Origin of the sequence: Rouxiella sp. S1S-2, assembly GCF_009208105.1 — a bacterium.
Lineage (GTDB): Bacteria > Pseudomonadota > Gammaproteobacteria > Enterobacterales > Enterobacteriaceae > Rouxiella.
Map to the genome: position 1 here is coordinate 3,512,753 of NZ_WFKL01000001.1, position 17,415 is coordinate 3,530,167.

A 17,415-nucleotide genomic window follows, 5' to 3' on the forward strand; every position below is an offset into this window, starting at 1 on the left:
AAAGGCGAAGAATGATGAATTATGTGGCGAAGCAGGTCAAAATCGGTTTTTCGGGTGTGCAGGTTCTCCACGGTGTGGATTTCAGCGTAAAGCCTGGCGAGATCCACGGCCTCTTTGGCCATAATGGGGCGGGTAAATCAACGCTACTGAAAATCCTGGCGGGCGTTAACACGCAGGATAGCGGAGAGCTGATGATCGGCGAAACGCCGGTGCACCTTGCTTCGCCACGGGATGCACTCAACAAAGGTATTGCTTGTGTGTATCAGGAACTCCGTCTCATTCCCGGCATGAGCGTCTGGCAAAACCTTTTTCTCGGACGTGAATGTCGTAAAGGCAGTGGCTTTATAGATGATGCAAGTATGATCGCGCATACCGAGAAAGTACTAAATGATTACCATCTGAGTTTCAGCGCTACCGCGCTGGTCAAAAATCTGTCACATCCTGAAAAGCAGATGCTGGAAGTGGTTTCTAACCTTGATCGCGACGCCCGTTTTCTTTTCCTCGATGAACCGACGACCGCGCTGGAAGGTGCGCAGGCAGAAGAACTGCTGCAGGCAGTACAACGTATCGCACGCGAAAAGCAGATTGGCGTAGTACTGGTCTCTCATAAATTAGACGAAGTGTTGGGTGTTTGTGATGAAGCAACCGTCATGTGCGGCGGCCGAGTGATTTATAACGAAGGCAAAAAGACGCTGAGCAAAAGCGCCATCATTGACGCTATTGTGGGCGATGCAAATGCTTATCAGGCGCCGTCTAACAGCCGTAGTCTGATCCGCGGCGCGATGGGCAAACCCTGGCTCTCGGTCACCAACCTGCAGACTGATCGCCTGAAAGGCATCAACCTTGAGGCATATCGCGGGGAAATTTTGGGTATATACGGGCTGGCCGGCGCAGGCCGAACGCGCTTGTGCCAGACGCTGTTTGGGTTGGAAACCGTTACCGGTGGTGACATCCGGCTGGGTCACAAAGAATACCATCCTTCTTCACCGGCAAAAGCCATTGATAAGGGGATTGCTTACCTGACAGAAGAACGTAAAAAAGATGGCTTCATTCCTCAGATGTCGAGCTATGCCAACGCCATGCTGCCGGTTCTGAAAAAATTCCGTTCTGGCGGATTTGTCAGTCACAGCGCTGCGCGGCAGGCCGCCGCTGAGTTGCTGAGCAAGATGAATACGCTGGGAACGCTGAGCGGACCGATTAAATCGCTATCCGGAGGCAATCAGCAAAAAGTTCTGCTCGCCAGGGTCATTGCGCAAAACGCCAATCTGGTATTGCTGGATGAGCCGACCAAAGGCGTCGACATTGGGGCAAAAGCGGATATTTATCGCATCATCCATCAGTTGGCAGATAAAGGCTGCTGCGTCATCGTGGTATCGAGTGAGGAAGAGGAATTGCTGGACGTGGCAGATACCATTACGGTGTTCCGACAGGGTAAATGCGATGGTGTGATCATTCCTGCACGCGACCTTAAACCCGCAGATCTTCGCAAAGCCGCATGGGAGCATGCTCAAGCCCAGGCTTAGGGCACTCAATCCCCGGAACAGAACGCATCCAACGGTCAGCTAAGCTGGCCGTTTTTGTTTCAGCATTTGATTAACGTTATAGCTGCCCTCCTGCAGAAGACCCAAATAAATTGCATCAAGTGAGTTACCCCGCATACAGGCTCTGAGCGCTGGCGGAAAATGAGTGGAAAAATGGTGCAATCTGTCATTGGTATATTTGCAACAGGACAGATATTAAGTTGTGCAAAGTGGTTATATGGGAGGGGCAAGAGAAATGGCAGACTTTTACATCTCGGGTATACGCAGAGACAATGCAGGGCAACACATTCAGTACGTTAAAATCATCAAAGCCGGTAATGGGGGGAAGGACGCATCAATTAACTCGCGTCAGTTTGTCGCTGAGTTGATAAATGCCGGTAAGACAAGCTTTCAAACAATTACCTACGTGAATGACAAGTGGGTTTATGGGGCAATGGTTCATGTTATTGGTGGGATTTACCTCACCACCGATCCTAATGATACCAAACGCGATAACCTGGGTAATTTGCCCACTTTTTAATGATGTGATGTTATAAGCGAATGAGCGCTTCCGGCGAAGCGCTCAGTGTCATTACTCAAAATCAGCGTGTCGTTTAAACATGGTTTCACTGTTTTCACGCAGTTGGTCCATGAGTTCAAGCACGATGGCATCGTAGGTGATAAAGCAGAGTTGCTCGAAAGAGGAACCCATTGGCTGCGAAAACTGGCCCGGAGTGCGATCGTTTTCAGTTTTGACCGTTCCCGGTAATACCAGCACGCAGTTGGCCAACTGGCCAATCGCAGAGTCTTTCTTCATAGTGACCAGCGCCACGTCGACACCACACTCAACGGCTTTCTGCGCAAGGCTCTTGAGACTGCCTGTTTCGCCACTGCCTGAACCAATAATTAACAAATCACCCGCTTTCGTATGAGGTGATGAAATTTCCCCGACTACGCTGACCGAGAAGCCTAAATGCAATAAACGGTTAGCGAACGCGCGGATGGCAATACCGCTGCGCCCTGCACCTTGCAGGAAAATATGCTTCGCATTTCTAATCTGCTCGATAAATTTCTGCGCCTGACTATTGTCGATATTGAGCGCGTTTTGCTCTAGTTCCCTGAGAATACTGACAGTATTTTCTTGAACACCCATTTTCTTTTCCTCCGATCAGGCAATTGTACGGCCACCATCCATGAGGATCGTCTGTCCCTGGATGTAAGAATTTGACTTATCAGCAAGGAAGATGGCCAGGTTTGCGACATCATCGATTGTGCCCAGACGACGGACCGGAATTTTCTCCAGTACTGCGTCTAAATCTGCCTGTGTCGGGTAATTAACACGCATCATTTCGCCGGTGTCGATAAGACGCGGCGCGATAGCGTTGACGTTAACACCTTTTGGACCCAACTCCTTCGCCAGACCACGAATAAGACCTTCCCCCCCCGCTTTACTGGCCGGATAGCTCACCCCCCCGCCGGTACCTGACAGCGCAGAACCTGAGGAGATGTAAACGATTGAACCCTGGTTAGTTAAGAAGTCATCGTAGAAGGCTTTGACCGTATTGAATAAACCCGTCAGGTTGATTGAGAGTGTTTTGTTCCACTCTTCGAAAGTAATGTCTTTGACTTTATTAGCAAAAGCGACACCTGCGTTCAAAACCAGAATGTCGATACGGCCATAAGCCTCGATAACTTTTCTGCGCACTTCAGCCAGTGCCTGCGGATCAGAGACGTCCGTTTTGACAAAGAGCGATTTAACATTGCCAAAGGTCAGTTCTTGCGCAGTTTTGATGCCATTAGCCTCGTTATAATCGACAATAACGGTATGCGCACCGCGTTCGGCGAATTGTTTTGCAATTCCTTTACCAATCCCATGCGCACCACCGGTAATTAGCGCAACTTTACCTTCAAAATGACTCATCGGTTGTTCTCCTGAATCTTTGTACTTAACGTGAGAGAAATCCCCCACGTCTGCGATCTACATAATGATTACGCGCTCAATTAAGAGCGCGTGAATGTATGTTGGATACTTAATGCATGACAGACTTTAATGCCTGATAGCTTGCTTTAGGGTTGTCATTAAATAATGCGCCACCGACAACAATTAAATCAGCACCCGCCTCCTGTACTTTTTTCGCTATTTCCAGATTAACGCCACCGTCGACTTCAATTTGAATGTGCCGGCCAGCAATCATTTCTCTGGTTTTCTTAATTTTCTCGAGGCTTTTCTCGATGAAAGTCTGCCCGGGTTGCCCCGGGTTAATGGTCATAATCAGGATGTAATCAATATCGTCCAACAAATATTCCAGAACGCTTTCAGGCGTACCCGGATTGATGACCACACCGGCTTTTCGCCCGGCCTTTTTTATTTTCTGTAAAATAAAATGCACATGCGGCGTTGATTCATAATGCACTGAGATCATTTCTGCGCCGGTATTAATAACATCATCAATATGTCTTTCAGGATTAGCCAGCATCATGTGTACGTCGAAAGTCATTTTGCTGGCTTTTTTCATTGCAGAAATTTGATTCGGCCCAAAGGCAATATTATTTACAAAGGTTCCATCCATTAAATCAACATGCAATATTTCAGTGTTCTCTTCTTCTAAAAAACGGAGCTCATCTTGCAGACTTAAGATATTCGCGCCAAAAATTGATGGTAAAATCTGTGCCATGGTAAGCAAACCTCATTTTTAAAATCAATGGAATACAGTGCTCAACCAATACGTCAATACTTCCCACGGGCCAGTCAGTACAAAGTCCGTACCCTGCCCCTGCAAGCCGACGCCTGCGCCATGCAGGAATTGGGTTGCCCCCGGAGCCACATACCCTCCTAAATACATCACGACAATACTGAACAGTAAGGTTGAAATAATTGAGCGGATGACGTTTCCGTTGCTGGCCATTACGGTCATGGTTGTCATGTAGATGATTGACATCAGAACGCCGATTGGGAAAATCATGATCCCCGGTAAAATCAGTGCGCAAAGCATGGTCAACGGAATGGTGATAACGGTGACGGTGATGGTCGCTGGGTCGCCCAGTGCCAGTGCACAGTCCATACCGATGTTCAGTTCGGCGTCTTTACCCATCTGCTTTTGCATAATCTCTTTGGCACTTTTCCCAATTGGAGACAGTCCTTCCATCAGGACACCCACCACTTTAGGCAGGAGCACCATTACCGCAGCCACCCCCATTGCCATCGGGACAATAGTGGTCACAGGCTGTTTAGTCAGCAGTCCAAGCAGACAACCTACAATGACACCGATGATAGCGGGTTCACCAAACACACCCAGACGTTTCTGTACGCTCTCCAAATCAACGTCGAGCTTGTTCAGGCCGGGGATCAGGTCGATAATTTTATTGACCAGCAGTGCAAAAGGTAATGTCCAGCCTATATGGATCATGGTGGTACAGGTCGTCCCTTCCAGGCCATAATATTTCTGCCAACGGGGAGCAATTAAATCGCCAATAAACAGAGCGATAACGCTAAGTGCGACTGCCACGCCAAAACCGATAAAGAAGCTGTCAAACACGAAATAGGCCAGCGCGCCGGGAACCAGGAAGTGCATATAATTCCAGATATCAACGTTCAGCGTTTTGGTTAATTTAAGCCGAACAAGTAGCAAATTAAGAATAATACCCACTGGAACAACTAAAGCGGCAAAGGGTGCCACCCATGCGGCCGCTCCCACCGCAGGCCATCCGATATCAGCCACAGTGAATCCGCTTCCCAGTTTTGAATAGTAGGCAATTGCCGGCTGCAGGGATGTACTCAACAGATTAACAACCAAACCTAAACCAATGAAACCGATACCCACGGTGATACCAGACTTAATGGCAGCACCGACTTTCATGCGGAAAACCAAACCCAAAATGAAGATGACAAGTGGTAGGATTGCCGTTGCCCCCATGCTTGTTATCGTTAGCATTATGTTTTTTAACATGTCCATCTTGTCATCCCCTATGTTTTCTTATTAGTTTTTAGCCAGCTCTGTTAATAAATCCCCTAGTTTTTTTCGTAACACAGCTTCATTAATCCCGGTGATAAACCCGGCCACACTCATATGCGGTTTTCCGATATCACCTTTGTAGTTATTCGTGGTTAAAATCACATCAGCATTCTGTAATTCAGAAGGAAGTTCTGACATACTGCATTTATTTATTTTGAACTGAGTAATGCCATATTCTGTACACACGGATTTCACTTCATCAGCAGCGATAGTTGACGTTGCGACACCGCTCCCGCAGGCTACGAGGATATTAATCATCATTATGCTCCTGAACTCTTATTGCATGACGGTGGAAATAAAAAGTGCCTGCGCTTTCTCGGAAGGAAGCTCAAGTAAATTTTGATAAAAGTCTTCCATTTGAAGATTACTAAAAAGGGCCTTCAGCAGTTGCAACTGATTAGCCGGATCGGTAACGACCAAATTGATAATGAGTTTGACCCACAATTTATCGTCGCCATCAGCCTGATCAACCTGAACCGGTTCAGGTAAGCGAATAATATAAATCGACGGGCTGTTGGCCTGGTTGCTGTCGCAATGTGGGATCGCCACAGAATAACCATCAAGCAAAATACCGGTTGGATACATGGCTTCGCGTTCGCGCAGTGCTGCCAGATAGGTCTTTTTCACTATCCCTTCTGAATACAGCTTTTCATGGATGTGCTGCAGCACCTCATCGTAATTTTTGAATGCTGCACCATCTGCAACATTAATAGCGACTGTACTCACCTTTTCACCTCGCCTTTTTTGCTCATTAGAGCAAACCAAATAGATCAGATGAGCAGTTATAGCATGCCAATTTTCCGCGCAAACAGAAAACATGCAAAAGTTATAAGCTGATCACAAAATAAATGCATAAGTGCACGCAAATAATTGCTCATATGAGCAATATCGAGTAATTCATCTTTTAGATCAATCAAGTCAACCGGAGAGGGGAAGTAAAATTTTTATTATAAATCAGACGGATAATAGATTTTTTGAAGGTTTATATATGCGAACTGACCTATGTCAGAGGATTTGGCCATGCTCTGATCTAAGTCATGAGGGTTTACTGAATGACTGATAGCAGTGCCTAATGCATGCCTGAGAGGAAGGTGATCAAGGGCGCGGGCTACGCCCCTGTTGCTGATGTTCCGGGATCTATTTCAATCAGGAATTGACAAGCTTCACCGCAGTATCGAAGTCAGTGATTAACACATCTAAAAGGCCTGACTTGAGGGAAGCGACGATGCCTTCATACTTCTGTTCTCCCCCCGCCACACCAATCACGGTTTTCGTGTTACGCAATTGTTCGGTGGAAATACCAAACCCAAGACGGCTCATCGGGCTATCAAGGATCTCGCCTTTACTGTTAACGAGAGTAATGCAGACATCCGCAGCGATATCTTTCTCAAACAGATTTTTTTGCCACGACTCGGGAAAAATATCACACAAACTGGATGAGCCCGTTTTCCAGGCGCCAATACCGGTGATGACAACATCCAGCTGAGAATAATATTGTTGGGTATCCACCACAGCCGGATCACTGGCCAGTTTTTGGGCCAGGCTTTCATCATCCACCCACATCGGCACATACATAGGATGAGCCTTGCCCTGAGAGATAGTCGACAGTCTGTGGATAAGGTCGATCGGGCCCTGGCTAAATTCAATGCCGGGATGAACGCCAGATAGCTGAACAACATCTAATGCCGGCAAGCTGGTGAGTTGACTCACTGTGCTGGATAAAACGCGTCCCCAGGCAATACCAACCTTCATTCCCTCAGCGAGATTATTGTTGAGATAACTTGCAGTGATACCACCCAGCTTCTCATTCAGTTCTTCCTGATTGGACCAGGATTCTGACACGGAAAGCACGATTGCCTTCTGCAGACCATACTTTCCGCAGAGATTAAGTGCGATCTCTTCGTCAAGCAGTTGCTGCTTTGGAAAGAGAAACTTCACATACTCTTCCTTTATTGCCTCATCGATAAGACGCGCCGCTTTAAATCTCGAAATCTCGAGTTCTTCAGCAATCTCAGTTTTGGTCTTCATCTCAACAAAGTAACGTCGGACGACGAGAGAATAGATATAGCGGGGATCGTAACCTGACCAGCGGCTGTTTTTTATACGTTTAGGCATAGAGCATTCCATCTTCATCCAAAGACAATATCAGCTGAGTTAAACTGTTACCCCTGCAATTTACTCATAAGATTACACTTTTACCTGCTCTTTTGACATGAGCAAATGAGTCTTATCTTTTGGCGGTGTGATAGCTGACACATCTGATGATAATGGGTGAAGAGACCAGAGTTTTTTAGACGGTGGCAAGGCTTTACATTATGTGCTCTCAATCAGTGACGCTGTGGCCTGTGATTTCTGTTTTTTGGCGTGAAACGGGTTACATTGCTCATGTGTTCCTCGCAGATAAAAATGCCCATCGGGTGCGGCCTGAGTTCCACCGGGACAACCATTCATCCCAGATTTTCCGTTTTTTCCATTAAGACCAGCCCCACCGTTTTGATTACCGATTACCACGGATCCCCCTTTTCCTCCAGTTCCGCCTTTCCCGCCTTCACCTCCCTGACAGGCAAACGCTATAACGGAAAATCCCGTTAAAAAAAGATAAGAAAACAATTGAGCTCTGTTCATGTCTTTTCTCCAGGTTGCATCGGGTTTCGTTAGTTAGGGTAGCTGATTTACATTTCAATCCGTTCACTTTGCGCTGCGCCATTCTAAAGCAGTACAAAACACATAGCGAAAAGATCTGATAGCCACATAAGCACAAGATAAAAATAGGATTTTAAGGGGTGTACTCATAAAATCCCCACATCCATGTGTGAATTTACCCATTTCGCAGCCAGTGACTCAGAAACTATTTACACGCTATAAGATTGGCCATCTGTTCCTGGTCCGGCAGACCGACGATCTGTTGAAGCATGTTGGCGTGGTTAAGATAATAAATTGCTGGCGTACCGCTTGCCCCCACATCTTCCATCAATTTCTGGTTGTATTGGATCTGCGAGAAAATCGGCTGCGGCGTTTTCTCCAAAAGTGCAGGCTTGTTTTTGCCACCCGACAACTCGAAATCCTGCCAGACCTTCGCGGGGTTTTCAGAAGACAATATCGCAGCCGCGTAACGGCCACTGTCGGGCTGCATGACACCCACTAACTGCGTTTTCATAGCGATTTTATTGTCCTTAATATAGGGCTGCACTTCCTGTCTGAATTTTGTACAGTAAGGACAGAAAGGATCGGCAAACACGACAATCTGACAATTTGCATTATTACTGCCTTCCGTGATACCGGCAGCTTTGGACAGTGTTTTCCACATCTCGCGGCCAGCAGGGATGTAAATCTCCTCTTTTATGACCTGTTCGCTGAGGTTACTTCCATTCTCATCGTACATATAACCTGATATGGCATGTTTTTTATCGGGGGTCAGATAAATTGTCACCCCCGTTCCCTGATATTTTCCCAACCAGCCCTGAACCCCACCGGGAGCCGTGAAGGGTTTGATTATTTCTATACCTTGTTTTTCCAACTGCTTGATCGGTGCGGGAAGCGCTGCGGGCGTTGCTGCCTGAACCTGCGAGCCGATAAGTGCAGCAGATAACGCGAGGATGTATTTGTTCATTCTTATCTCAATATAATACGTACTCATTACGGGCCGTTGTTTAACAAACCTCCAGCCCTCCCGTCACGTGCTAAATGGCACTACTCACCATTATCTCATCGTGACAAATTCTTCTGCCGCAGTTGGGTGAATTGCCACGGTATTGTCGAAGTCTCTCTTCGTTGCTCCCATTTTCAGCGCAACAGCAAAGCCTTGCAGTATTTCATCCATGCCTAAACCGATACCGTGGATACCGACGATTTTCTCTTCCAACCCCACACATACCAGCTTCATGCGGGATGGCTGGCGATGACGCGTCACGCCGGTGTACATGGAGGTAAAAGATGACTGATAAACTTTCACCTGATCATCACCATATTCCTCACGCGCCTGGGGTTCAGTCAGGCCAACGGTACCTATTGTTGGGTGGCTAAAGACGACTGTGGGGATATTGTTGTAATCCAGATACTCATCCGGCTTGTTGTTAAACAAGCGTTCTGAAAGGCGACGGCCCGCAGCAACAGCTGCCGGTGTTAACTCAACCGCACCGGTATTATCACCCACCGCGTAAACACCCGGCACGTTGGTATTCTGATATTTATCAACTTTGACGTACCCTTTTTCATCGAGTTCAACACCCGCCATCTCAACGTTCAACTTGTCATTGGCTGGCTCACGGCCAATCGCCCAGATCAAACAGTCAACCGTTTGTTCACGACCATCTTCCAGCTTCAGTGTCAGGCTGCCGTCTTGGTTTTTGACCACTGCAGTGGGGATCGCTTGGGTGTGCAACGTTGGGCCTTCGACGTTCATGACTTCAACCAGTGTTTCTGTGAGCAACGGGTCAAAACTGCGCAAAGGCCCATGCTTACGTACGAACAAATGGGTTTTTGACCCCAATGCATTGAGAACACCTGCCAGTTCAACAGCAATGTAGCCTGCACCAACAACTGCAGTGCGCTCCGGTAGCGCCTCAAGCGCAAAAAAACCATCTGAATCAATTCCGTATTCCGCTCCCGGAATAGAGGAATGGCTAGGGCGACCACCGGTGGCTATCAATATATGGTCAGCGGTAATCGTTTCCCCGTTGACCTCCACCGTATGCGCGTCCACAAACCGGGCAAAACCTTTGATGACATCTACCTTGTTTTTACCTAACACATTTTCGTATGAAGTATGAATACGATCGATATAGGCACTGCGGTTTTTTAGCAAGGTAGCCCAGTCGAGGCGGTTTAATGTGGTATCGAAGCCATAGTCTGGGCCATAAAGATGAATGGCCTCTGCGATTTGCGCAGCGTGCCACATTATTTTTTTCGGTACACACCCCACATTGACGCAAGTCCCGCCCAACTCCCGGGCTTCTATCAAAGCGCATTTCTGCCCATACATCGCCGCACGGTTGATTGAGGCGATACCACCGCTACCACCACCAATCGCGATATAGTCATAGTGTTTCGTCATTTTGTTCTCCAGGCAGCATCGCTGCGGTCATCGTTCAGGTAGCATCGCCAGAACTGGCACTCAATGCCTTGCTTATGCGGTTGAGCCCCTCAGCAAGCATAGCGCGTGGACAAGCCAGATTAAGGCGGATGTGCCCGTCGCCGTTACTGACAAACATTTGCCCCCCTTCAAGCAATACACCCGCATGTCTGGCAAAAAAGAGGGTTACCTCTTCCTGATTACTGACATCTACCAGACGAGAGATATCAATCCAGGCAAGATAAGTCCCTTCTGGAATGATAAAACGGGCCAGCGGATGATATGTCCCCAGGTAGTCCTGCAGAAAACGGAAGTTCTCGTCAATGTAGTGCCTGACCTGAGTCAACCACTCATCGCACTCGGACCAGGCGGCCTTGTTAGCCACCAGGCTCAGCGGAGAGATAAAATCATCATGCAGGCGAAGCCATTCGGCTCTCACTGAGGCATCAGGGATCATGATGTTTGCCAGCAGGTTACCCGCCAGGTTGAACGTTTTGCTGGTCGACATGCAGGTGATAATTTTATGATTTTCAGGAAAAATTGACGCGGCGGGAATATGCGTGACGCCCGAGCGGGATAAATCACAGTGGATTTCATCAGAAATAACCCACACATCATGTTTAAGGCATAACGCTATCATTTTCTGCAACTCATCACGTCGCCAAACTCGCCCGGTGGGATTATGCGGGTTACAGAGAAAGAAGGCTTTAATTCGCTGCTGGTCATCGCTCAGGGCTTGTTCCATTGCCTCAAAATCTACCGCCCAGTGGCCTTCGTTATTTCTAAGCGGGCAATCGACGACGCGACGACCGCTATAGTCTCCGGCTTTTTTAAACGGTGCGTAAGAAGGGGTCAGGATGAGGATGCTGTCTTCTTCGTGGGTCAGTAACGGCACCAATCGGTTAAGCGCAGGGATAATACCGGGGGAGAAAACAATGCTTTCTTCCTGAAACCGGTATCCGTAATTCCTTTCACACCAGGCCCCAAAAATCTCATAGTAATCCCTGTCATAAATGCGGGTGTAGCCAAGAATTTTTTTATCTAACCGGGAGCGTATGGCTTCAAGCACCGGCTCGGGGGTGGAAAAAGCCATGTCTGCTACCCAGAGGTTTATAAAACCATTGGCCGGTACTTCCGGCGCGGGGCCTTCATGGGCACCAAACATATATTCACGCCAGCCGTCGACGGTTAAGCTGTCTGTCCCTGCCCTGTCCACTGCTTCATCAAAATCGTATTTCATAGAGGTTACCCGATTAGTTTGTCCAAAGAGGTCACAGCGTCACTGATTTTGCTAACGATTAGATATTCCATTGCTTTAAAACCTGAAAAACCATTTGCAGAGTGATCAAGTCATGACTGGCACGTTGATATCAGTGCCGTATTTTCTGACCCGGTGCCTTGATCACCAACAGAATGCCCGCAAGGACTGCCAGCGTTGAAAATGCCATTCTGAGGCTCAGTGACTCGCCCAAAAATGTTACGCCTCCCAGCATCGCCAGACAGGGCACACTCAACTGAACCGTACTGGCTGCAACAGACTCAAGACGAGGTAAAAGTGAATACCACAGCACATAGGCTCCGGCAGAAGCACCGGCACCAGAGAGTATTGCCAGGACAATTCCGATACCGTCGAAGTGCGCTCCCTGGCTAATGAACGGCGACAACACCAGGGCAAAAGGTACAGCAAGGATGAAGTTTGCCGCAGTTGCCTGCGCAGCATCAGGAGAGCGCTTTCCGCAGAGGGTATAAGCCGCCCAGGCAAGGCCTGAAAGCGCCATCAGAACAGCGCTGCCCAAGGGGGGCGCTTTGGCACCAGGTAAGAGAAGAGCAGCCATGCCGGCTACAGCCAGCCCAAGCCCCGTTGCTCTGGAAAAAGACAGCCTTTCCCCATGGAAAAGGCCATGGGCCACCATCGCCAGTTGCACAACGCCAAACAAGAGCAAAGCACCTGTCCCTGTATCCAAATGGATATAGGCAAGGGAGAAACACAGGGCGTAGGCCATAAGAAAGAACCCGCTTTTCAAGCTCCAGACGCCCTGCTTTTTCCCCTCACGTCTCAACAACAGTGGTAACAAGACCACCGCCCCGCTCATCAGGCGAAGGTCACTGAACGTCACCGGATCAATATGTTCGCCTTTCAACGCAATCCGACAGAGCACGGAATTGGCTGCGAATGCCATCATTGCTATCACTATCTTGAATCCAACAGACCGCCCCATCAGCGTGACGCCTCAAAATTAACAAATTACGTGATAATCTATCAATTAGTAGGTAGGATGACAATATCTACTTATGGCAGCCAGACACTAAAATGGTACGCCTTTTCAGGTCATGCACGGAGCATTGGCCTTTATCATTGCCAGATTTATGTGAAGCCGTAGACCCGTTACTAACAAAGGAGAACATATGCAAGATTTCAACGTACTGCTCGAAGCAGCATCAGATTATAACGAATTTGTTGGCGGAGCAGAAGAAGACCGCAACGCATTGCGGCATTTTGAGGGGCTTGCCAACGAGGCATTACCTGACGATGTCATCAGTAAGCTCTCGCAACTTCCGGGTTCGTACAGCATTCTGGTAGCTGCTGAAATGTGGTGCCCCGACTGCCATAAAAACTTGCCTGTAATCCATGCCATTGCCGCGTCAACGCCGGCAATACGTCTGGGTATTATCACCCGCGACAAGGCCGAAGCCGTCTTTAAAGCACACTTTGGTGTCGATAAAGTCAAAATTCCGTTTGCCGTGGTACTGGATGAGAACGCGACTCCGCTGGGGCAGTTTATTGAACGGCCTAAAACCGCTATCGGCAAGAACGGAGAAGTGAGCGAGAGTTACAAAAACGGTGAGCTTCTGGTCGATACCGCCCGCGAATTGACTTCAATTTTTCCAGGAAAATAAGAGAGCGTTAAAGTTAAATTAATTGAATCTCAACTTGAAGGTAATAAACCTGGAAGTTGAGCAATGCCAGGGAAATTATAAAAATAAACCATAGCAACAATGCCCTTAGCCCTGCATCTAAGCAGGGCTTTTTTCGCGTAAAGAAAGCATGCTACGCAGTCTTGTATGTGCAACCAAAATGCTACGCCCATTTATTCAGTGGCCAACGACAGCACCTGCAGCTTCACGAAGCTTTACACGCCCTTTAAATGTAAGCAGAACTCCAGGCAACGATAATCCCGGCAACATATTCCGCATCCTGAGGATGCGTCAGAAGATGATCTGCTTCACCCAGTGAGATAAAGCTTTTGGGGTGTCTGGCGGCTTTAAAAATTTTCTCTGCCTGTTCAATCAGCACGGTATCATCATTGGGAGCGTGAAAAATCAGCAACGGCTTATTCATGGTAAATACCTTTTGCGCTATTTTATGCTCCTGAATGTTATCCAGCATTTGCTTTTTTAGCGTGAATACCCGGCCTGCAAGCTCTACCGGGAAAGCGCCATGGTTCCTGATATCTTCGATATTGTCTTTGAACAACCGCTGTACATGCGTCAATTCGCCTGGCGAACCTATGGTTACGACCGCTCTGGCTTCAGGCACTTTGGCTGCAATAGAGAGGATTGCCGAACCGCCAAGGCTGTGACCAATCAGCAGCGAAGGAGCCTCGTATTCCCGACGAAGATAATCGACCGCGCACAGCAGGTCAGAAATATTCGAGGAAAAATTGGTATTGGAAAAATCGCCTTCGCTGTTGCCTAACCCGGTGAAATCAAAGCGAAGCACCGCAATTGAATTTTCTGTCAGTTTCCTGGCAATGCGTGCAGCACCTTTCAGATCCTTCCCGCAGGTAAAGCAGTGCGCCAACAGGGCAAAGGCTTTTGGATTTTCTGGCAATTCAAGCAACCCGGCAAGTTCCTCACCTTCTGCATTTTTGAAGGTAAATTTCAATTTTTTCATTATGTTAACTTTCAGAATGGTTGAATTACAAGCAAGATACCTATCAGCCGCCCCATCATGGGGCGGCTTTGCGAGGTTACGACGAGCTTATCTGCGAACGGCCATGATACCGGCATCGACATCCCAGATTGCGCCAGTCACCCAAGAGGCTTTGTCGGACAACAGGAAGAAGATGGTATTGGCCACATCTTCCGGCGTGCCGACACGCCCCAGCGGATGGAAAGCGTTCAGCGATTGCATTGCGCCGGCAATGTCTTCTTTCGCCATGAAGCCTTCATAAATCGGGGTATGCACGATCCCTGGCGAGACCGCGTTCACGCGGATACCCGCACTGGCCAGCTCAATGGCCAGGTTGCGTGTCAAGGCGTGGAGACCGGCTTTGGCCATGGAGTACGCGGAAGCCGGTGAGTCGCCGAGTGCGGCTTGCGCGCCAATGGAGCCCACGTTCACAATCGCCCCTTCACGGCCGTCGGCCAGCATGTTCTTCACCACGTCCTGCGTGATGAAGAAGGTTGCCCGGTTCAACATCAGGTACATGTCGTAATCGGCTTCCAAATGCTCGGTAAAGCCTTTCGGCATGAAGATCCCGGCCGCATTGACCATCAGGCTAATATCGCGATGATTAGCATTAATCTCCTGACGAATGGCGTTCATGCCCTCTTCGGTCATCAGGTTTGCCGCAATCACGGACACGGAACCCAGTGGGCTCAGCTCTTTGCGGACCGCTTCTGCCTTGTCTTTTTTATTGCCCGTCAGTACCACGCTGCCACCGGCTTTCAGCACCATACGCGCCGTTTCCAGACCCATGCCGCTGGTGCCACCCACGACAAGCAGTTTTTTGCCTTTAAAGTCATCGCTCATTTTGAACTCCGTTATTTGCAGGGTAGATTTGCCGGCAGTCATGCAGCCGGCTCGTTCAGGTTTCAGATGCTGCAACCGTCAGCGCCGCAGGTCTGGCCGTCGGTTTTTGCCAATTCAGCCGCTTTTTCTTCCCAGACTTGCTTCAACGCGTTCAGGAAGTTGTCCGCAGATTGCGCGCCGCTGATGGCATATTTTTCATTGAGCAGGAACAGCGGGACACCGCTGACCCCGATCGACCGGGCATGGGCTTCATCTTCAGCCACCGATGCACGGAAGGCCTCATTGGCAAGGGCACTTTCAGCGTCGGCTCTGGACATGCCCACTTCTGTAGCTAACGCAATGAGCTCCTGCGGATCGAAAATGGAACGCCCCTCAGTCACACTGGCCCGATAAAACCGTTCTGCCATGGCGTCGCCCATATTGGCGTGACGTGCAGCCGCGAGCAGCGTATGGGCATCTTCGGTATCGCCAAAGAGCATGGTGTCAAAGTTATACTGGAGCCCTTCTGCCTTACCGGCCGTGCCCACCTGATTCATCATCAGTTCCGCCCCATGTTCCCCGCCAAACTTCTTGTAAAGGGCTTTGCGGAACGGCACGGCAGGCCGGTCGCCGGAAATACGGAAACTGTGGTGGCGGACCACGACCTGTTCCTTGTGTTCAAAGGCGGCAAGGCCCTGTTCGAAACGCTTTTTGGCAATCCAACACCAGGGGCAGACCAGATCTGACCAGATATCTATCGTAATAATCGGCTTAAGGGTTTGCATATTGGCTCCTGAATCCCCCATTAATGTCGTCTGGCGGTGCCTCTTTATGTGGGCACCGCAAATACCACCGGCTTCGTGGCGTTAGTTGGCTTCCCAGGCGGGATAATCGGTGTAGCCTTTTTCCGGCGACCCCGTCACGCCGTAATACGTCGTGCGATCGCTTTCAGCCAGCGGCCAGCCGTTCTGCATTCTTTCGACCAGATCAGGGTTGGCGATGTACGGCACGCCAAACGCAACAAGATCCAGTTCGTCTGCCTCAAGTGCGGTTTCGGCAATCTCGCGGGTGAAGCCGCCGGCGGCAATAACGGTGCCCCCCAGAGTTTTACGGAACGCGGCTTTGAAACCGGCAGGTACCGGTGCCTGGGTATAAACAGGTTGATAATAGAGGTGCACATAAGCCAGCTCACGTTGGCCGAGGGCCGCAGCGATACTGGCCCAAATCTCTTCTTCACCTTCATAAGGCGCCAGGTCGTAAATCCGCCCGAACGGTGAAATGCGCAAGCCTACCTTATTGCTACCAATAGCCGCAGAGATGGCATCAACCGTTTCCAGCAGGAACCGCTGACGGTTTTCCACAGAGCCACCGTATTCATCAGTGCGGGGGTTCAGTTCACTGCTGAGGAACTGGTCGAAAATGAAGCCGTTAGCCGCCATGATTTCCACGCCGTCAAACCCGGCCTCCATTGCCAGACGCGCTGAATGGACAAAGTCAGCGGTAACTCGTCGAACTTCTGCGGTTTCCAGCGCACGCGGCTGGCTTGGAACGACAGGCCCCGGTTCGCCAGACTCGGTCAGTGCAAAGACGGTGGTGTTAACCGCTTGTACGGTACCGGCGGAAACTGGCGCGATGTTGCCCGGCTGAATTGAGATATGAGACATCCGGCCCACATGCCACAACTGAGCAAAAATACGACCGCCCTTCGCATGTACCGCATCGGTCACTTTGCGCCAGCCCTGAACGTGTGCAGCGTTGTAGATCCCCGGGGTATACAGATAGCCGCGCCCTTCTTCAGAAACAGGCATGCCTTCGGTAATAAGCAGCCCCGCAGAGGCGCGCTGGGCGTAGTAAAGTGCAACGACGTCATCCGGCACGTCGTTCATTGTGCGGGTGCGGGTCATCGGGGCCATGACCACGCGGTTTTTTAACTGCATGCCTGACAGATTGTAGGGGGTGAACAACTTACTCATCGTATACCTCGCAAGGCGAAAGAGAGAAAAGCCCCGCTGGGGCCGGAGTTAATACTTAGCGGGCCGGGGAGCTGACGATCGCTTCCTGATGCCGGTTAAGCGT

Annotated in this window: 19 protein-coding genes; 3 read left to right on the top strand and 16 right to left on the bottom strand. The window is 49.4% G+C overall.

The genetic code is table 11. The features are described 5' to 3' along the window. The first annotated feature begins 11 nt into the window (after nt 1-11). Nucleotides 12-1,523 (top strand): sugar ABC transporter ATP-binding protein, encoded by a 1,512-nt coding sequence (locus GA565_RS16155; protein WP_226950983.1) that lies wholly within the window; start codon nt 12-14, stop codon nt 1,521-1,523. Nucleotides 1,524-1,776: 253 nt separating this feature from the next. After that, on the top strand, nt 1,777-2,061 hold the full coding sequence (locus GA565_RS16160; protein ID WP_152199367.1) for a DUF3892 domain-containing protein: 285 nt from the start codon (nt 1,777-1,779) through the stop codon (nt 2,059-2,061). 51 nt (nt 2,062-2,112) lie between these two features. On the opposite strand, the gene hxlB is transcribed toward GA565_RS16160, so the two are convergent. The 12 genes from hxlB to GA565_RS16220 form a co-directional block, all read right to left on the bottom strand. Further along, nucleotides 2,113-2,673, bottom strand: a complete 561-nt coding sequence (gene hxlB, locus GA565_RS16165) for a 6-phospho-3-hexuloisomerase (RefSeq protein WP_152199369.1) — start codon at nt 2,671-2,673, stop codon at nt 2,113-2,115. A 15-nt stretch (nt 2,674-2,688) separates the two neighbouring features. Beyond that, nucleotides 2,689-3,441: an SDR family NAD(P)-dependent oxidoreductase gene (locus GA565_RS16170; RefSeq protein ID WP_049089945.1), complete on the bottom strand. Its 753-nt coding sequence runs from the start codon at nt 3,439-3,441 to the stop codon at nt 2,689-2,691. Nucleotides 3,442-3,550: 109 nt separating this feature from the next. After that, complete coding sequence (rpe, locus tag GA565_RS16175; RefSeq protein ID WP_047607862.1) at nt 3,551-4,195, bottom strand: ribulose-phosphate 3-epimerase; 645 nt, start codon at nt 4,193-4,195, stop codon at nt 3,551-3,553. 24 nt (nt 4,196-4,219) lie between these two features. Then, nucleotides 4,220-5,473, bottom strand: coding sequence for a PTS transporter subunit IIC (locus tag GA565_RS16180; RefSeq protein WP_020439340.1), 1,254 nt, complete (start codon nt 5,471-5,473; stop codon nt 4,220-4,222). Nucleotides 5,474-5,497: 24 nt separating this feature from the next. Continuing rightward, nucleotides 5,498-5,791 (bottom strand): PTS sugar transporter subunit IIB, encoded by a 294-nt coding sequence (locus GA565_RS16185; RefSeq protein WP_024359913.1) that lies wholly within the window; start codon nt 5,789-5,791, stop codon nt 5,498-5,500. Between the two features lie 18 nt (nt 5,792-5,809). Next, the gene (gene gatA / locus GA565_RS16190) at nt 5,810-6,259 is read right to left on the bottom strand and encodes a PTS galactitol transporter subunit IIA (protein WP_047611334.1); all 450 of its coding nucleotides are present in this window, start codon (nt 6,257-6,259) and stop codon (nt 5,810-5,812) included. Between the two features lie 420 nt (nt 6,260-6,679). Beyond that, entirely contained in the window at nt 6,680-7,648 is a 969-nt protein-coding gene (locus GA565_RS16195; protein WP_015697025.1) for a sugar-binding transcriptional regulator, read from the bottom strand. 198 nt (nt 7,649-7,846) lie between these two features. Beyond that, nucleotides 7,847-8,158, bottom strand: coding sequence for a hypothetical protein (locus GA565_RS16200; protein ID WP_071825604.1), 312 nt, complete (start codon nt 8,156-8,158; stop codon nt 7,847-7,849). Nucleotides 8,159-8,381: 223 nt separating this feature from the next. After that, entirely contained in the window at nt 8,382-9,143 is a 762-nt protein-coding gene (dsbG, locus tag GA565_RS16205; RefSeq protein WP_103072817.1) for a thiol:disulfide interchange protein DsbG, read from the bottom strand. Between the two features lie 90 nt (nt 9,144-9,233). Further along, complete coding sequence (gene gorA / locus GA565_RS16210) at nt 9,234-10,586, bottom strand: glutathione-disulfide reductase (protein WP_152199370.1); 1,353 nt, start codon at nt 10,584-10,586, stop codon at nt 9,234-9,236. Nucleotides 10,587-10,620: 34 nt separating this feature from the next. Then, a complete protein-coding gene (locus tag GA565_RS16215; RefSeq protein WP_049089941.1) occupies nt 10,621-11,844 on the bottom strand; it encodes a MalY/PatB family protein in 1,224 nt (407 codons plus the stop codon). Nucleotides 11,845-11,974: 130 nt separating this feature from the next. Continuing rightward, nucleotides 11,975-12,823, bottom strand: a complete 849-nt coding sequence (locus GA565_RS16220; protein WP_103072764.1) for a DMT family transporter — start codon at nt 12,821-12,823, stop codon at nt 11,975-11,977. 187 nt (nt 12,824-13,010) lie between these two features. Here GA565_RS16220 and GA565_RS16225 point away from each other — a divergent pair, with 187 nt between their 5' ends. Beyond that, nucleotides 13,011-13,502, top strand: coding sequence for a thioredoxin family protein (locus tag GA565_RS16225; RefSeq protein WP_152199372.1), 492 nt, complete (start codon nt 13,011-13,013; stop codon nt 13,500-13,502). 244 nt (nt 13,503-13,746) lie between these two features. Here GA565_RS16225 and GA565_RS16230 read toward each other — a convergent pair whose 3' ends face one another. The 4 genes from GA565_RS16230 to GA565_RS16245 all read right to left on the bottom strand — a co-directional run bounded on the left by GA565_RS16230 (nt 13,747) and on the right by GA565_RS16245 (nt 17,312). Next, nucleotides 13,747-14,499 (bottom strand): S9 family peptidase, encoded by a 753-nt coding sequence (locus GA565_RS16230; protein WP_152199374.1) that lies wholly within the window; start codon nt 14,497-14,499, stop codon nt 13,747-13,749. Between the two features lie 87 nt (nt 14,500-14,586). Next, complete coding sequence (locus tag GA565_RS16235) at nt 14,587-15,360, bottom strand: SDR family NAD(P)-dependent oxidoreductase (RefSeq protein WP_152199375.1); 774 nt, start codon at nt 15,358-15,360, stop codon at nt 14,587-14,589. Nucleotides 15,361-15,422: 62 nt separating this feature from the next. Beyond that, on the bottom strand, nt 15,423-16,124 hold the full coding sequence (locus GA565_RS16240) for a DsbA family oxidoreductase (RefSeq protein WP_032693563.1): 702 nt from the start codon (nt 16,122-16,124) through the stop codon (nt 15,423-15,425). An 81-nt stretch (nt 16,125-16,205) separates the two neighbouring features. Continuing rightward, nucleotides 16,206-17,312 (bottom strand): alkene reductase, encoded by a 1,107-nt coding sequence (locus GA565_RS16245; protein ID WP_152199377.1) that lies wholly within the window; start codon nt 17,310-17,312, stop codon nt 16,206-16,208. Nucleotides 17,313-17,415 lie beyond the last annotated feature (103 nt).